Raw genomic sequence first — 14,538 nt, forward strand, 5'->3', positions numbered from 1 at the left:
ACAAGGCCTGGGAGACCCCTCAGACCGACTGACCCGCGCCCCAATGTGGCGTTGGGTGCGTCCAACGCACCGAACGCCACATTGGGTGCGTCAGACGCACCGAACGCCACATTGGGGCGTTTGAGACCGGGCAGCGGCCACGAAGGCGGCGAACAACGCGGCCTGGGCGGGGTCGGTCGCGGCGGTGTCCTCCGGGTGCCACTGGAGCCCGAGGAACCAGCCGCGGGCGGACGGCAGCTCGATCGCCTCGGGAACGCCGTCCGCGGCCTCGGCCACCACCGTGAGCCCGGCGCCGAGGCGGCCCAGGCCCTGGTGGTGGAAGCACGACACCTCCAACGCGTCGCCGGTGAGCGACGCCAGCAGCGATCCCGAGGCGGCCTTGGCGGGCTGTACCCGGTGCCGGTGGCCGGGCAGGTCCTGCACGACGTCGCCGCCGAGGGCCACGTTCACGACCTGCGCGCCGCGGCAGATCGCCAGCAGCGGCCGCCCGGCTTCCAGCGCCCAGGCCGCCACCGCGAGGTCGAACGCGTCCTGCTCGACGTCGACGTCGTACTCGCTCGGGTGGGCGTCCTGGCCGGCCCAGCTCGGGTGCAGGTCGCCGCCGCCGGGCAGCAGCACACCGTCCGCCACGGCCAGCCGGGCCGGGACGTCCGCGGGATCGGCCGGGTGCATCAACAGCGGTTCACCCCCGGCCGCGAAGACCGCTTCGAGCAGGGCCCGCGCCCCGACCTCGGCCCGGTACCGCAGCGCGGACGCGCTCGCCGAGAAGCGGGCCGGGACGACGACCAGCGGCCGCCGCTCAGCCATGATGGATCCAGGTGGTCTTGAGGTCGCGGTACTCGTCGAGGGCGTGCCGGGACTTGTCGCGGCCGAAGCCGGACAGCTTCACCCCGCCGAACGGGACCGACAGGTCGCCCTCCTCGTAGCAGTTCACCCACACGGTCCCGGCCCGCAGCCGCCGCGAGATCCGGTGCGCCGCCCCGAGGTCCGCCGTCCACAGCGCCGCGGCGAGGCCGTACGGCGTGTCACCGGCGACGCGGACGGCCTCGGCCTCGTCGGCGACGACCTGCACGGCCAGCACCGGACCGAAGATCTCTTCCTCGACGACCGGGTTGCCAGGCGCGCAACCGGTCAGGACGGTCGGCTCGAGGTAGCTCCCGCCGGTCTCGGCCAGCACCTGTCCGCCGCCGGTGACCAGCCGGGCGCCCTGGTCGACCCCGCGGCGGACGGCCGTGCGCACCCGGTCCAGGTGGGCCGCGTCGACCAGCGGGCCCATCTTCGTGTCCGGCAGGAGCGGGTCGGCCGGGAACCAGCCGCTCGCCGTCGCGAGGACGCGATCCACGACCCGGTCGGCGACGTCCCGGTGCACGACCAGCCGCGAGCCGGCGGTGCACATCTGGCCGGAGTTGAAGAAGATCGCCCAGGCCGCGGTGTCCGCGGCGGCGTCGAGATCGGGCGCGTCGGGCAGCACGATGTTCGGCGACTTCCCGCCGAGCTCCAGGTAGACGCGCTTGAGGTTGCTGTCCGCGGCGTAGCGCAGGAAGTGCCGCCCGACCTCGGTGGACCCGGTGAAGGTCAGGACGTCGACGCCGGAGTGCTCGCCGAGGCGCCGTCCGACGACGTCACCGTCCCCGGAGAGGACGTTCAGCACGCCCGGCGGCAGGCCCGCCTCGGCCCCGAGCGCCGCGACGCGCTGCATGGAGAGCGGGCTGCGTTCGGACGTCTTGAGCACGACCGTGCAGCCGGCGGCGAGGGCGGGGGCGAACTTCCATCCGGCCAGGGTGAGCGGGAAGTTCCACGGCACGACCGCGGCGACCACCCCGGCGGGCTCCCGGGTGACCAGGGCCAGCTCGCCCTCGGCGGTGGGGGCGACCTCGCCGTGGTCCTTGTCGGCGAGCTCGCCGTAGAAGCGCAGGGTGCGGATCAGGGCGCGCAGTTCGATGTCGTGGGCCTGCCGGATCGGCTTGCCCATTTCCAGGCTGACGAGCAGCGCGAGCTCACCCCGGTGCTGCTCGACCAGCGCGGCGAACCGCTGCAGGATCTCGCCGCGTTCGCGCGGGTGCAGCCGCGGCCACGCCCCCCGGTCGAACGCCTCCCGCGCGGCGGCGACGGCCCGGTCGGCGTCGCGCTCGCCGGCCCAGGGCAGCTCGGTCAGCAGCACGCCGTCGCGCGCGGACCGCACTTCCCGTGTCCCGGCGGCCTCGCGCGGCTCACCGGCCACGAACAGCCCCTCCGGCACGCGGACGGTGACGGCCCGCGCCACCCAGTCCGTGCCCGCGACCGGATCGTCCACCTGCACTGCAGTCATCACCACTCCTCCGCCCCGGAACAAGACGACGAACACGCCAACGCGGCCGCCACAGACCGGCCCACCCCGCCCGCGTCGAGCCAGGACAGCTCGGTCAGCAACGCCCCATCACGCGCGGACCGCACTTCCCGTGTCCCGGCGGCCTCGCGCGGCTCACCGGCCACGAACAGCCCCTCCGGGACGCGGACGGTGGCGGCCCGCGCCACCCAGTCCGTGCCCGCGACCGGATCGTCCACCTGCACTGCAGTCATCACCACTCCCTTGACCGAGAACGAGACGGCGGATACGTTTGGATCCGAACGATACCTCCTGGAGGGCGTCATGAACACCGCGTTCGTCGCCGGAACCGCCGTCGACACCCGACACTGGATCGGGGGCCGCCGGGTTGCTTCCGCGGACACGTTCGAGGACTTGTCCCCGATCGACGGCCGCGTCGTCGCCCGGGTCGCCCGAGGTGGGGCGCCGGAAGCCGACGCCGCGGTCGCCGCCGCGAAGGCGGCCTTCCCCGCCTGGGCCGCCACTCCCCCGGTGGAACGCGCGCGGCTGCTGCGCGCGATCGCCGACGGCGTCGAGAAACGCCTGGAAGAACTCGCGATCGTCGAGACGACCGACAACGGCGCCCTGATCCGCTCGCACCGCCGGGGCGTCATGCCGCGCGTGGCCCACAACTTCCGGTTCTTCGCCAACTACCTCGAAGACGAGCTCGGCCACCCCGACTTCGAGACCCGTGGCCACCGCAACCACGTCAGCTGGGACCCGGCCGGCGTGTGCGTGCTCATCTCGCCGTGGAACGCCCCGCTGATGCTGGCCACCTGGAAGGTCGCCCCCGCGCTGGCCGCGGGGAACACCGTCGTGCTGAAGCCGTCCGAGTGGTCGCCGCTCACCGCGTCGCTGCTCGCCGACATCGCCGCCGAGGCCGGCCTGCCCGACGGCGTCCTCAACGTCGTCCAGGGCATCGGCGAAGAAGCCGGCGCCGCCCTGGTCGCCCACCCGGACGTGCGGCGCATCTCCTTCACCGGCTCGGTGCCCACGGCCCGGGTGATCGCCCGCGCGGCGGCGGCCAACCTGACGCCGCTTTCCCTGGAACTGGGCGGGAAGTCGCCGTTCCTCGTGTTCGCCGACGCCGACCTCGACCTCGCCGTCGCCAACGCCGTCGAGCAGTACGACAACGCCGGGCAGGTCTGCCTGTCCGGCACCCGGCTGTACGTCGAAGAGTCCATCCGCGACGAGTTCGTCCGGCGGTTCCTCGAACGCGCAGGGCAGCTGAAGCAAGGCGACCCGCGCGATGAAACCACCGACATCGGGCCGTCGATCCACCCCGACCACGTGTCGCGGGTGGACGGTTTCGTGCAGCGGGCGAAGCAGGCCGGGGCGACCGTGCTGCTCGGCGGCGGCCCGAACACCGACCTCGGCGGGCTCTACTACCGGCCGACGCTGTTCACCGACGTCGACCCGCGCAGCGAGATCGCCACCGAGGAGGTCTTCGGGCCGGTCCTGGTGCTCCACACGTTCCGCGACGAGGACGAGGTCGTGGCCGCCGCCAACGACTCGGCGTTCGGGCTGGCCGCGATGCTGTTCACCGGCGACCCCGAACGCGCCGAACGCGTTGCCGGGCGGCTCGTCGCCGGGACCGTGTGGACGAACTGCTTCTTCGTCCGCGACCTGCGGGCCCCCTTCGGCGGTGCCCGGCAGTCCGGGATCGGCCGCGAGGGCGGCACCTGGTCGTTCGACTTCTACTGCGAGGTCAAGAACACCGTCTTCGCTCCGCACGGCTGGAGGTCCTGATGGGTGAAGTGGCCGGGGCGGGCCTGCTGGCCCACGTCCCCACGATCGTCCTGCCGGAGGCGGATCGGCGGGAGCTCAACCACGGCGAGGACACCACCCTCGTCGCCGGGCTGCGGCAGCTGCGCACCGAGGTCTTCGAGGCCCTGGACTACGACACGGTCGTCGTGCTCGACTCGCACTGGGCGACGACCGTCGAGTTCGTCGTCACCGCGCACGACCGCCGGTCCGGGCTGTTCACCTCGGAGGAGCTGCCGCGGGGCATGTGCCGCCGGCCGTACGACTTCCCCGGCGATCCGGAGCTCGCCCACGCCGTCGCCGCGCAGGCCGGCGCGCACGGGACGTGGATCACCGCGATCGACGACCACCATCTGCCGATCTTCTACGCCACCACCAACCTCTGGGAGTACCTGGGCCAGGGCCTGCCGGACAAGCGCTGGGTGTCCATCGGCGTGTGCCAGACCGCCGACACCGAGGACAACCTGCGGCTCGGCCGGGCCCTCGGCGACGCGATCGCCGGGCTCGACCGCAAGGTGCTGCTGATCGCCTCCGGGGCGATGAGCCACACGTTCTGGCCGCTGCGGCAGCTGCGCGCCCACGAAGCCGCCGGGGTCGAGCACATCTTCAGCCCGGAGGCCGCGGCCGCCGACGCCGAGCGGCTCGGCTGGTTCGCCCGCGGCGACCACGCGCGCGTGCTCGCGACCATGCCGGAGTACCTGCGGTTCAAGCCGGAAGCGCGGTTCGGGCACTACCTGATGATGCTCGGCGCGCTCGGCGAGGGTGCCTGCACCGCGAAGTCCCGCCAGTACGGCGAATACGAGAACTCCGTCGGCACCGGGCAGGTGCACCTGTGGTTCGACCGGCCCGCCGACGGCTTCCCCCGCCCCCGACGCACCGAAGGGGTCACCCCGTGACCGAACACCGCCGCATCCTGCTCGACGGTGCGACCGTCGACGTCGTCCGCGACGGCGACCTCCTCCGGGCCGCCGACGGCCGGGAGGTCCGGGCCGACGACGCGGTCCACCTGCCGCCGGTCGTGCCGTCGAAGATCATCGCCGTGCACCTCAACCACCACAGCCGGGTGGCCGAGTTCGGCACGCAACTCCCCGCCGCGCCGACGTACTTCCACAAGCCCACGTCCTCGCTCAACGCCCACCACGGCGCGGTGGTGCGGCCCGAAGGCTGCCGGTGGCTCAACTACGAGGGTGAGATCGCCATCGTGATCGGCCGCGTCACCCGCAACATCCCGCCTGCCGACGCCGGTGCCCACATCGCCGGCTACACCATCGCGAACGACTTCGGGCTGCACGACTTCCGCGACACCGACGCCGGCTCGATGCTGCGCGTGAAGGGGTCCGACACGCTGTGCCCGCTCGGCCCCGGCCTGGTCGAGGACTGGGACTTCCGCGGCAAGGCGATCCGCACCCTGGTCAACGGCGAGGTGCGGCAGGAGGGCAGCACCGACGAGATGGAATGGGACATGCACTACCTCGTCGCGGACATCGCCCGCACCATCACGCTGTACCCCGGCGACGTGCTGCTCTCCGGCACGCCGGCGAACTCGCGCCCGGTGGAGCCCGGCGACATCGTCTCGGTGGAGGTCGACGGGCTCGGGACGCTGACCAACGACATCGTCTCCGGCCCGGTGCCGATCCGGACCGACGTCGGCGCGCAGCCGACGGAGAGCGAAGAAGTGCTGTCCACCGCGCTGGGCGGCGACTGGGAATTCCGCGGCATCCGGCCGCCCCGACGTTCCTGACCCGTGGGAGTGAGCATGCACATCGTCGTCGATCTGAACAAGTGCCAGGACCACGGGCAGTGCGTCTTCTCGGCGCCGTCGGTGTTCTCTTTGGACGGACAGGGGAAGCTGTCCTTCCGCTCGGAGGCGTCCGGGACCTACGTTTCGCCGCCGCTGGCCGAAGAGCACCGCGACGACGTCGAAGAAGCGGCCGACGTCTGCCCGCTCCAGGCGATCACGGTCGAGGACTGACGTGGCCGCGGACCGGGTGGTCGTCGTCGGCGCGTCGATGGCCGGGCTGCGTGCGGCCGAGGCCGTGCGGAAGGCCGGGTATGCGGGCGAGGTCGTCGTCATCGGCGACGAGCCGCACCTGCCGTACAACCGGCCGCCGCTGTCCAAGACCGCGCTCGGCGCCGAGCCCGGCGACCTGACCTTCCGGCTCCCCCGGCACGCCCGCGACGTCACCTGGCGGCTCGGCGAGGAGGTCACGGCCGCCGACCTGGCCGCGCGCACGGTGACCCTGGCCGGCGGCGAGGTGGTCGGCTGGTCCGGGCTGGTGATCGCGAGCGGCCTGCGGCCCCGGCGGCTCCCGCTACCCGGCCCGGACCGCTGCGTCATCCGGACCCTGGAGGACGCGGCGAGGGTGCGCGCGGCGCTCCGGCCGGGCGCGCGGCTGGTGGTGGTCGGCGCCGGGTTCATCGGCTGCGAGGTGGCCGCGGCCGCCCGGACGCTCGGGGCTTCGGTCGACGTCGTCGCGCCGGAGAGCGTGCCGGTCGAGCGCCCGCTGGGGGCGTCACTGGGAGCGGCGCTGCAGCGACGGCACGAGGCCCACGGCGTCCGGTTCCACCTCGGCACCGTGCCGGTCGGGTACCGGGCCGCTTCGGTGGTGCTGGGAGACGGAACGGAACTGCCGGCGGACCTGGTGGTCGAGGCGGTCGGCTGCCGGCCCGCAACGGACTGGCTGGCGGGAACGGGCCTCGACCTGACCGACGGCGTCTTGTGCGACAACGCCCTGCGCGCGGGAGGCCGCCCCGACGTGGTGGCGTGCGGCGACCTGGCCCGCTTCCCGAACCCGCTGTTCGACGCGGTCCCCCGCCGCACCGAGCACTGGACGATGGCGACCGACACGGGCAAGAGAGCGGGAACCACGCTCGGCCGCCACCTGACCGGCGCGGGCGGGGAGGAGCCGCCGTTCACGCCGCTGCCGTCGTTCTGGAGTGACCAGTACGACTTCCGCCTCCAGTCGTACGGAGCGGTCGGACTGGGTGACGAGGTCCGGGTCTTGGAAGGTGACCTGGACTCCGAGGCCGCGGTCGGCTACCACCGGGAGGGGCGGTTGACCGGGGTGGTGCTGCTCGGCCTCGGTGGGCGGTACGCGCACTACCGCTCGCTGGTCGCCGAGGCCTGCAACCTGGCTCTGCGGTAGCGCCCCGGGGTCTCCCTGTACCGGCGCGACACAGCCGCCGGCTACCACCGGAAGGGACGGACTACCACGTCCGAAGGTGCCGCGGTAGCCGGGCAGCGCGCGGCGCGCCACGGTGCCCCTCCGTCGTTCGGATCGAAACGACCTGTTCCGCGCCCGGCCGGTCGGGCCGGGCGCGGAGCGGGGAGATTCACCGGTTGGACGCGATGAAATACACGACGACTCCGATCAACGCGAGGACTTCGCTCAGCACGAACGTCGAGTAGCCCATCGTCTGCAGTTTCCCGCGTGCTTCCGGCTGCCGCGCGGTACCATTGATGACAGCCGCGAAGATCAGGCCGACACCGATTCCGGGGCCGATCGCCCCGAGGCCGTACCCGATGGCGGCGAGACCGGGGTTGATGTTGGCGGCCTGGGCCAGAACTGTGTCACTCATGGACTTTCCCCTTCACATCGGTCCACGCGCACGCTCGCGTGGAACAGCGGGCTCGTGCGTCACACCGGGCATGGTTCAGGGTCGAGCGAAGGCGCCGGAAATCGCAGAAGGGACGCCGGATCGAGGCAGATCTCGCCGGCCGGGCGGGATTGTCGGTAATCGAGTGGTCCGAACACCGACAGGATATCACGGGAAATCGGGCCGCGCCGCCGGACAATCGGGCGGTGGCCACGTGCAACGTCCATTGTGGTCGGTCGAGGTCACCGGCCACGCCTGAATCGGCCGGCCGATACGCCGGCCGCCTCCGGACACACCCCGCCGCGTCGCACACGGAGAGTGATCGAGTGATCGCACGCCCACCGGAAGGTTTTGTCCGAATCGTTCGCCGTCCACTCGGCGCGACCGAGAAGGCACCGCAGGCCCCGACTTGTTTCGAAACTCGGTGTACACCGTTCACCAAAGACGGAAAGCCTCCGGACAAACCCCGGAGGGCGCCGAACCCACCGGCGCGCCCGCCAATTTTATTAGCCGGAGAGAAATAGGATTCATGTTTGCGCTCTCATTGCCGGGAGCCGCCACCCGGCCCTCCGGCCGGACTCCCCGCCCCACCTCCGCACCCGGCGTCCGAGGCGGTCCGGACCACCCGGCCGGCACCCCGCGCACCCCACGGTCAGGGCGGATTTCGCGGGGTGACGACAGCTTCGCCGCTCGGGCGACCAGGCGGGGCGCCAGCACCACCCGCGGGCACCCTACCAGCGAAGATCAGCTCGGTCCCCCGGTGTGCTGTCACCACCATTAATGGTGGTGCTAACACCACCATCCCCGGGTATGTCCGAATACATCCCGAGTCAAACTGTCCACGAACTGATACTACTGGCGAGTTAGGCGTTTCACTGGTCCGAACGGAGGTACCTAAGCCACCGGCCCTCTGCCACTATCTTGCGCAAAATACATCTTCGGATGGTCCGCGATGAGCGGCGGGCTGCCCGAATCTGGGGGTCGATCAAAGTGGAAATCGAACTACTAGGCGCCATGGAAATAAGATCGAATGGGAGAATTTACTCGATACGCGCGAAGAAAGTCCGAACCTTGCTGGCCATGCTCGCGCTGTCGCCGGGACGTCCGGTGTCGTACGAGCAGCTGGCGGACGAGCTGTGGGGCCCGCGGTCACTCGCCAACTCCCGCAACGCACTGCAAGCGAATATCGCACGGCTGCGCCGGCTGTTCAAGCCGATCACCGACGCGAGCGGGGAGGAAGTCGTCCGGACCACCTACAGCGGCTACCAGCTGGAGGTGCCCGCCGAGGCGATCGACTCGCACCGGTTCCTCGAACTCGCGCGACGCGGCACTTCCCTGGTCTCCACCGCACCGCAGGAAGCCACCGGCATCCTGCGGGAGGCCTTGGTGCAGTGGCGCGGGCCGGCCCTGATGGACGTGCAGGAGGGGGTGCGCTGCCGGGCCGCGGCCACGCACCTCAACGAGCGGCGGCTGGCCGTGCAAGAAGACCTCATCGCCGCCCGGCTGGCGGTCGGGCAGCAGCACGACATCGTGCACGAACTGCGGCAGCTGGCCACCGAGAACCCGGGCCGGGAGCGGCTCAGCGAACTGCTGATGCTCGCCCTCTACCGCACCGGCCAGCAAAGCGAGGCGCTGTCGGTGTTCCACCACACCAGCAAGTGGCTCGGCAGCGAGCTCGGCCTCTCGCCGGGCCGCGCGTTGCGGCAGCTGTACCAGGCCATCCTGGTTCAGGACTGCATGCTCGACTGAGCACCGGTTCCCCTTTCGCAGCAGGGACGGCGATCTTCGCCGTCCCTGCTGTCGTTTCACTGTCACGGACACGGTCCGGGCTCATCCACTCTCCTTCCGTGATCGACGGCCATGATCGTGGCGCACCCGGATGACGGACGGCTGACGGTTTGCCGACGCCGGCCTTCGTCAGCGGTCGGTCAGAGGGCCGTCATCTGCGCTGGCTAGTTTCCGGCCAGGCCGAAGTTCGTCCGAAAACCGGTACAGGAGTGGTCATGACAGCGGCAGTGTCCGAGCGCAGGGAACAGATCCGCGCGATCGTCCGCGAGCACCTCGAGCTCGAGGACGGCGAACTTTCCGAGACGAGCAACTTCATCGAGGACCACGAAGCCGACTCGCTCACGCTGATGGACGTCCTCGCCGCGCTGGAGAAGCAGTTCGGCGTCACGATCGACCAGGCGCAGTTCCGCCGGATGGTCGATCTGGACAGTGCCTACGAGGTCGTCGCGGAATCCGCCGGCTGGTAGGGGAAATCCGATGAGCGAGCACTCCACCGCACCCGGCCGGCGGGTGGTGATCACCGGCTGCGGGGTGGTTTCCAGCCTGGGCACGGGCATCGCCGAGTTCACCGCGGCCCTGCGCGCCGGGCGCAGCAACGTCCGGCCGATCAGCGTCTTCGACACGACCGGCTTCGAGCACAACAACGGCTGCGAGGTCATCGGCTTCGAACCCGAACGCTGGATCGAAAACGTCGACATCGAGTCGCTCGGCCGGGCCAGCCGGTTCTCCACCGCCGCCGCCCGGCTGGCCGTGGCGGACTCCGGCATCGACCTCGACGTGCTGCGCGAGGCGCGCTGCCTGCTGTCGATCGGCACGACCGACGGCGAGTCGCACGAGCTCGACAGCATGGTTTCGCTGGAGATCGCGGCCGGTCCGGAGGCGATGAGCCCGCGGCTGGCCCGGCGCACGTCGGCCGGCCGGCTCGCCACCTCGATCGCGCACGAGCTACGGCTGTCCAATGTGGAGGTCGGCAGCATCGCGACCGCCTGCTCGGCCGGCAACTACGCGATCGGCCACTCGTTCGACGCGATCCGGCTGGGGGAAGCCGACTTCGCGTTGTGCGGTGGCGCGGACGCCGTCTGCCGCAAGACGTTCACCTCCTTCTACCGGCTGCGCAGCATCGCCCCGGACTACTGCCGCCCGTTCGACAAGAACCGGCTGGGCATCCTGACCGGCGAGGGCGCCGGCATCCTGATGCTGGAGAGCCTGGAGTCGGCGACCGCGCGCGGCGCCCGGATCTACGGCGAGGTGCTCGGGTACGGCCTGTCCTGCGACGCCCACCACCCGGTGGCCCCGCACCAGGGCGGCATCGCCCGCTGCATGGAACTGGCCCTGGCGAACGCCGGCGTCAAGCCCGCCGAGGTCGACCTGATCTCCGCGCACGGCACCGGCACCCACGCCAACGACAAGACCGAGGCCGCGGCGATCCGCGAGCTCTTCGGCGACGACACGCCGCGCGTGGTGTCGATGAAGTCGATGCTCGGCCACTCGATGGGCGCGGCGAGCGCGCTGGCCGCGATCGGCTGCTCGGTCGCCATCACCGAGGGCTTCATCCCGCCGACCATCAACCACGTCGAGACCGACCCCGAGTGCGCCGTCGACTGCGTGCCCAACGTGGCGGTCGAGGCGGACCTGCGGATCGTGCAGAACAACGGCTGGGCCTTCGGCGGCAACAACTCGGTCGTGCTGATCGGCCGCTACGACGGCCCGCGGGAGGCAGTGGCATGAGCAGGGCAACCCCGGTCATCTCGGCCTGGACGGCGATTTCGCCGTTCGGCCACGACCGCGCGGCCTTCGCCGACGGCGTCCGCACCCGGACCTCCCCGGTGTCCACGATAGACAGCCGGCGCTGGGCGCGGGGACCGGCGGGAACGGCGGCCACCGTCCCGGGCTTCGAGCCGCGGGAGTACCTCGGCACGAAGGGCACCCGGGCGATGAACCGGGTCAGCGGCCTGGCCGTCGCCGCGGCCAAGCACCTGCTCGCCGACATCGGCGTCGAGCCGGGCGACGAGCGCGACGACATCGGGTTCGTGCTGGGCACCACGACCGGCAGCGTGCAGAGCATGATGGACCTGACCCGCGCGTCGCTCACCGGCGACAAGCCCGACCACGTCGAACCGGCCGCGGTCCCCGGCTGCGTGATGAACTGCGCCGCCGGGCAGGCCGCGATCTGGCACGGGCTCAAGGGCCCGAACGCGACGATCGCCGCGGGCCGGACCACCGGCCCGCACGCGCTGAACTACGCGCGGCGGCTGCTGCGGACCGGCCGGGCGACCCGGGTGCTCTGCGGCGCCGCCGAGGAGTACTCCCCCGCCCGTGCCTGGGTCGAGCACCACCGCCGCGGCGGGGACGACCCGGTGGTCATCGGCGAGGGCTGCGCGATGTTCCTGCTCGAGCCCGCGGACCTGCGGCCGCCCGGCCGCCGGGTGCTGGGCACCCTGGAGGGGTTCGAGTCCCGGGTGTGCCTCGACGGCGATCTCGCCGGGACGGTCACCGTCGCCGTGCGCGCGCTGCTGGCCTCGGCCGGGGTCGCGCCCGAGCAGGTGTGGGCCGCGACCGGCAGCGGCTTCACCGACCAGCGCGGCGAACCGGTCGAGACCACGGCGCTGCGGGCCCTGTTCGGGGACGCGGCCGTCGACCGGGTGCCGTCGGCGGACCTCCTGGGTGACACGGCGTCGGCGAGCGCGATGTTCCAGCTCGCCGCGGTCCTCAGCGTCGCGGAATCCGCCGAGCGGGCGGGTGCCGACCACACGGTCGTCACCACCTGCGACGACGACGGTGCGGTGGCGTGCACGCTGCTGCGGCTCGGCGAGCCGGTCCGATGAGCGCGAGCAAGGTCGCGCTGGTCAGCGGCGGGTCGCGGGGCATCGGCCGCGCGGTCGTGCTGAGCCTGGCCGAAAGCGGCCACGACATCGCGTTCTGCTACCGCTCGGACGAGCAGTCCGCCGACGTGCTCGCCAAGGAGGTGCACGACCTCGGGCGGCGGGCGGTCGCCACCCGGGTCGACGTCACCGACCGGGAAGCGGCCGGCGAGTGGGTGGCCGCCACGGCCGCCGACCTCGGCGTCCCGGACACCGTGGTGACGTCGGCGGGCATCACCCGCGACGGCGCGTTCGTGACGATGACCGAGGACCGCTGGACCGACGTGCTGCGGACCAACCTCGACGGCGTCTACAACGTCTGCCAGCCGGCCGTGTTCCTCATGCTCAAGCAGCGCCGGGGCAGCGTGATCACGCTGTCCTCGGTGTCCGGGGTGTACGGCAACCCGACGCAGGTCAACTACTCGGCGTCGAAGAGCGGCGTGATCGGCTTCGCCAAGGCACTGGCCAAGGAGGTCGGCCGGTTCGGCATCCGGGTCAACGCGGTCGCGCCGGGCCTGATCGAGACCGACATGACCGCGCAGATGACGGACAAGGCGCGCGAGAAGCTGCGCGCGGCCATCCCGCTGGGCCGGTTCGGCACCGCGGGCGAGGTCGCCGACCTGGTGGCCTACCTGGCGTCGGACCGCGCCGCCTACATCACCGGAAGCGTTTTCGAGATCGACGGCGGCCTGGTCGTCTGAAGGGGGAAGGTCCACAGTGGACTCCGATAGCCCGAACTTCATCGCGCGGCTGAAGACCGCCGCGCTCGGCTCGGCCGAGCACCCGCTGGTCTTCCTCGGCAACTTCGAGGTCGAGGAGCTGTGGGCGGCCGACGAGCTCGGCCTGCCGCGGGTGTCCGCCGCGGGCAGCACCGCGGTGGTCAACAGCATGGACGAGTTCGCGCTGCTGCTCGGCGGCAAGGGCGACCACGTCGTGCTGAAGCACGCGCCCGACCCGGACTACCACCGCTACCTGCTCGACCTCGGCTTCGAGCTGCCCGAGGTGCACGTCGTGGCGGCCCCGGACCCGGCGCGCAACGTCAGCCAGGACGCGCTCGCCGACCCCGCGCTCGTCGCGGCGCTCACCGAGCTGGCCGCCGACGGCGCGCACCTGCTGCCGCACGGCGCGTCGGCCGTCGAAGAGGAACTGGCGGCCCGCACCGGTGTTCCGCTGGCCACGCCGCCTGCCGCGCTCTGCAAAAGCGTCAACAGCAAGGTCTACAGCCGGCAGCTGGCCGACGAGCTCGGGCTGCGGCAGCCGCCGGGCTGGATCTGCGACACGCCCGCGCAGCTGGCCGACGCCGTGCCGGAGGCCGCCAAGGTGCTCGTCGAGGGCGGCACGGTCGTGGTGAAGGAGGCGTTCGGCGTGTCGGGGAAGGGCATCGCCGTCGTCACCAGCGAGCAGCGGCTGCTGCGCCTGCAGCGGATGATCGAGCGGTCCGCGCGGAAGGCGGGCCGCGACCGGATCGCGCTGGTCACCGAGACCTGGGTCGACAAGCGCGCCGACCTGAACTACCAGTTCACCGTGGGCCGGGACGGCTCGGTGCGGTTCGACTTCGTCAAGGAGGCGATCACCGAGAACGGCGTCCACAAGGGACACCGGATGCCGCCGCGTCTCGACGAGGCCCAGCACGCGGTGATCCGGCACGCGGCGGACGTGCTCGGGGCCCGGCTGGCCCGGGACGGCTACTACGGTGTCGTCGGCGTCGACGCGCTGGTCGAGCCGGACGGCGGGATCTTCCCGGTGCTGGAGATCAACGCCCGCAACAACATGTCGACCTACCAGGTGCCGCTGCAGGAGCGGTTCGTGCCCGAGGGCGCCGTCGCGATGGCGCGGCACTACCCGGTGCGGCTGACCGCTCCCCTGCCGTTCGCCCGGCTCCGCGAAACGCTCGGCGACCTGCTGTTCGCCGGGTCCGGGAGCGGGCTGCTCGTCAACAACTTCGCCACGGTCAACGCCGGTGCGGGGGTCGCCGACGCGGGCGAAGCCTTCGCCGGCCGCCTGTACGGCGTCCTGATCGGGCCCTCGGCGGAGACGCTGGACGAGCTCGACCGCCGCATCACCGACCGCCTCGCCACCCTCGCCACGCACTGACCCAAGCGCCCCAATGTGGCGTTGGGTGCGTCTGACGCACCGAACGCCACATTGGGTGCGTCCAACGCAACCAACGCCACATTGGGGCGC

The 14,538-nt window shown here is 71.9% G+C and carries 15 protein-coding genes; 11 read left to right on the forward strand and 4 right to left on the reverse strand.

Features of this window, described 5'->3' with window-relative positions:
* Window positions 1-90: 90 nt before the first annotated feature.
* The 3 genes from ACWEF6_RS40890 to ACWEF6_RS40900 are packed head-to-tail and all read right to left on the reverse strand — an operon-like array spanning window position 91 to window position 2,559.
* Complete coding sequence (locus ACWEF6_RS40890; protein WP_449687874.1) at window positions 91-807, reverse strand: gamma-glutamyl-gamma-aminobutyrate hydrolase family protein; 717 nt, start codon at window positions 805-807, stop codon at window positions 91-93.
* Complete coding sequence (locus ACWEF6_RS40895) at window positions 800-2,308, reverse strand: aldehyde dehydrogenase family protein (RefSeq protein WP_449687875.1); 1,509 nt, start codon at window positions 2,306-2,308, stop codon at window positions 800-802. Before ACWEF6_RS40895 ends, ACWEF6_RS40890 begins: the two co-directional genes overlap by 8 nt.
* On the reverse strand, window positions 2,308-2,559 hold the full coding sequence (locus ACWEF6_RS40900; RefSeq protein WP_449687876.1) for a hypothetical protein: 252 nt from the start codon (window positions 2,557-2,559) through the stop codon (window positions 2,308-2,310). Before ACWEF6_RS40900 ends, ACWEF6_RS40895 begins: the two co-directional genes overlap by 1 nt.
* 70 nt (window positions 2,560-2,629) lie before the next feature.
* On the opposite strand from ACWEF6_RS40900, the gene ACWEF6_RS40905 reads away from it, so the two are divergent.
* From ACWEF6_RS40905 to ACWEF6_RS40925, 5 genes are read left to right on the forward strand one after another with little or no spacing between them, the layout of a single operon-like run.
* Complete coding sequence (locus ACWEF6_RS40905) at window positions 2,630-4,093, forward strand: aldehyde dehydrogenase (protein WP_449687877.1); 1,464 nt, start codon at window positions 2,630-2,632, stop codon at window positions 4,091-4,093.
* Complete coding sequence (locus ACWEF6_RS40910) at window positions 4,093-5,004, forward strand: DODA-type extradiol aromatic ring-opening family dioxygenase (RefSeq protein WP_449687878.1); 912 nt, start codon at window positions 4,093-4,095, stop codon at window positions 5,002-5,004. The genes ACWEF6_RS40905 and ACWEF6_RS40910 overlap by 1 nt, the downstream gene beginning before the upstream one ends.
* Window positions 5,001-5,849 carry a fumarylacetoacetate hydrolase family protein gene (locus ACWEF6_RS40915; protein WP_449687879.1) on the forward strand — a complete coding sequence of 283 codons (849 nt, stop codon included), beginning with the start codon at window positions 5,001-5,003 and terminating at the stop codon, window positions 5,847-5,849. Before ACWEF6_RS40910 ends, ACWEF6_RS40915 begins: the two co-directional genes overlap by 4 nt.
* A 15-nt stretch (window positions 5,850-5,864) precedes the next feature.
* A complete protein-coding gene (locus ACWEF6_RS40920) occupies window positions 5,865-6,080 on the forward strand; it encodes a ferredoxin (protein WP_449687880.1) in 216 nt (71 codons plus the stop codon).
* A gap of 1 nt (window position 6,081) precedes the next feature.
* A complete protein-coding gene (locus tag ACWEF6_RS40925; RefSeq protein WP_449687881.1) occupies window positions 6,082-7,254 on the forward strand; it encodes an NAD(P)/FAD-dependent oxidoreductase in 1,173 nt (390 codons plus the stop codon).
* 187 nt (window positions 7,255-7,441) lie between these two features.
* On the opposite strand, the gene ACWEF6_RS40930 is transcribed toward ACWEF6_RS40925, so the two are convergent.
* Window positions 7,442-7,687 (reverse strand): ATP F0F1 synthase subunit C, encoded by a 246-nt coding sequence (locus ACWEF6_RS40930; protein WP_310969886.1) that lies wholly within the window; start codon window positions 7,685-7,687, stop codon window positions 7,442-7,444.
* A gap of 1,032 nt (window positions 7,688-8,719) precedes the next feature.
* On the opposite strand from ACWEF6_RS40930, the gene ACWEF6_RS40935 reads away from it, so the two are divergent.
* From ACWEF6_RS40935 to ACWEF6_RS40960, 6 genes are all read left to right on the forward strand, one after another.
* A complete protein-coding gene (locus tag ACWEF6_RS40935; protein ID WP_449687885.1) occupies window positions 8,720-9,454 on the forward strand; it encodes an AfsR/SARP family transcriptional regulator in 735 nt (244 codons plus the stop codon).
* Window positions 9,455-9,708: 254 nt separating this feature from the next.
* Window positions 9,709-9,960: an acyl carrier protein gene (locus tag ACWEF6_RS40940; RefSeq protein WP_244210629.1), complete on the forward strand. Its 252-nt coding sequence runs from the start codon at window positions 9,709-9,711 to the stop codon at window positions 9,958-9,960.
* Window positions 9,961-9,970: 10 nt separating this feature from the next.
* Window positions 9,971-11,221, forward strand: coding sequence for a beta-ketoacyl-[acyl-carrier-protein] synthase family protein (locus ACWEF6_RS40945; RefSeq protein WP_310969884.1), 1,251 nt, complete (start codon window positions 9,971-9,973; stop codon window positions 11,219-11,221).
* A complete protein-coding gene (locus ACWEF6_RS40950; RefSeq protein WP_449687882.1) occupies window positions 11,218-12,318 on the forward strand; it encodes a beta-ketoacyl synthase N-terminal-like domain-containing protein in 1,101 nt (366 codons plus the stop codon). The genes ACWEF6_RS40945 and ACWEF6_RS40950 overlap by 4 nt, the downstream gene beginning before the upstream one ends.
* Complete coding sequence (gene fabG / locus ACWEF6_RS40955) at window positions 12,315-13,055, forward strand: 3-oxoacyl-[acyl-carrier-protein] reductase (protein ID WP_449687883.1); 741 nt, start codon at window positions 12,315-12,317, stop codon at window positions 13,053-13,055. The genes ACWEF6_RS40950 and fabG overlap by 4 nt, the downstream gene beginning before the upstream one ends.
* Before the next feature lie 16 nt (window positions 13,056-13,071).
* Window positions 13,072-14,448: a preATP grasp domain-containing protein gene (locus ACWEF6_RS40960; protein WP_449687884.1), complete on the forward strand. Its 1,377-nt coding sequence runs from the start codon at window positions 13,072-13,074 to the stop codon at window positions 14,446-14,448.
* Window positions 14,449-14,538: the final 90 nt, after the last annotated feature.

Source organism: Amycolatopsis sp. NPDC004772, assembly GCF_053601215.1.

What these genes read in the sequence shown, in the direction of transcription:
- ACWEF6_RS40890 (WP_449687874.1), bottom strand. Translation starts at nt 807, where the DNA reads ATGGCTGAGCGGCGGCCGCTGGTCGTCGTCCCGGCCCGCTTCTCGGCG.
- ACWEF6_RS40900 (WP_449687876.1), bottom strand. Translation starts at nt 2,559, where the DNA reads ATGACTGCAGTGCAGGTGGACGATCCGGTCGCGGGCACGGACTGGGTG.
- ACWEF6_RS40945 (WP_310969884.1), top strand. Translation starts at nt 9,971, where the DNA reads ATGAGCGAGCACTCCACCGCACCCGGCCGGCGGGTGGTGATCACCGGC.
- ACWEF6_RS40940 (WP_244210629.1), top strand. Translation starts at nt 9,709, where the DNA reads ATGACAGCGGCAGTGTCCGAGCGCAGGGAACAGATCCGCGCGATCGTC.
- ACWEF6_RS40910 (WP_449687878.1), top strand. Translation starts at nt 4,093, where the DNA reads ATGGGTGAAGTGGCCGGGGCGGGCCTGCTGGCCCACGTCCCCACGATC.
- ACWEF6_RS40895 (WP_449687875.1), bottom strand. Translation starts at nt 2,308, where the DNA reads ATGACTGCAGTGCAGGTGGACGATCCGGTCGCGGGCACGGACTGGGTG.
- ACWEF6_RS40950 (WP_449687882.1), top strand. Translation starts at nt 11,218, where the DNA reads ATGAGCAGGGCAACCCCGGTCATCTCGGCCTGGACGGCGATTTCGCCG.
- ACWEF6_RS40905 (WP_449687877.1), top strand. Translation starts at nt 2,630, where the DNA reads ATGAACACCGCGTTCGTCGCCGGAACCGCCGTCGACACCCGACACTGG.
- ACWEF6_RS40930 (WP_310969886.1), bottom strand. Translation starts at nt 7,687, where the DNA reads ATGAGTGACACAGTTCTGGCCCAGGCCGCCAACATCAACCCCGGTCTC.
- ACWEF6_RS40920 (WP_449687880.1), top strand. Translation starts at nt 5,865, where the DNA reads ATGCACATCGTCGTCGATCTGAACAAGTGCCAGGACCACGGGCAGTGC.
- fabG (WP_449687883.1), top strand. Translation starts at nt 12,315, where the DNA reads ATGAGCGCGAGCAAGGTCGCGCTGGTCAGCGGCGGGTCGCGGGGCATC.
- ACWEF6_RS40935 (WP_449687885.1), top strand. Translation starts at nt 8,720, where the DNA reads ATGGAAATAAGATCGAATGGGAGAATTTACTCGATACGCGCGAAGAAA.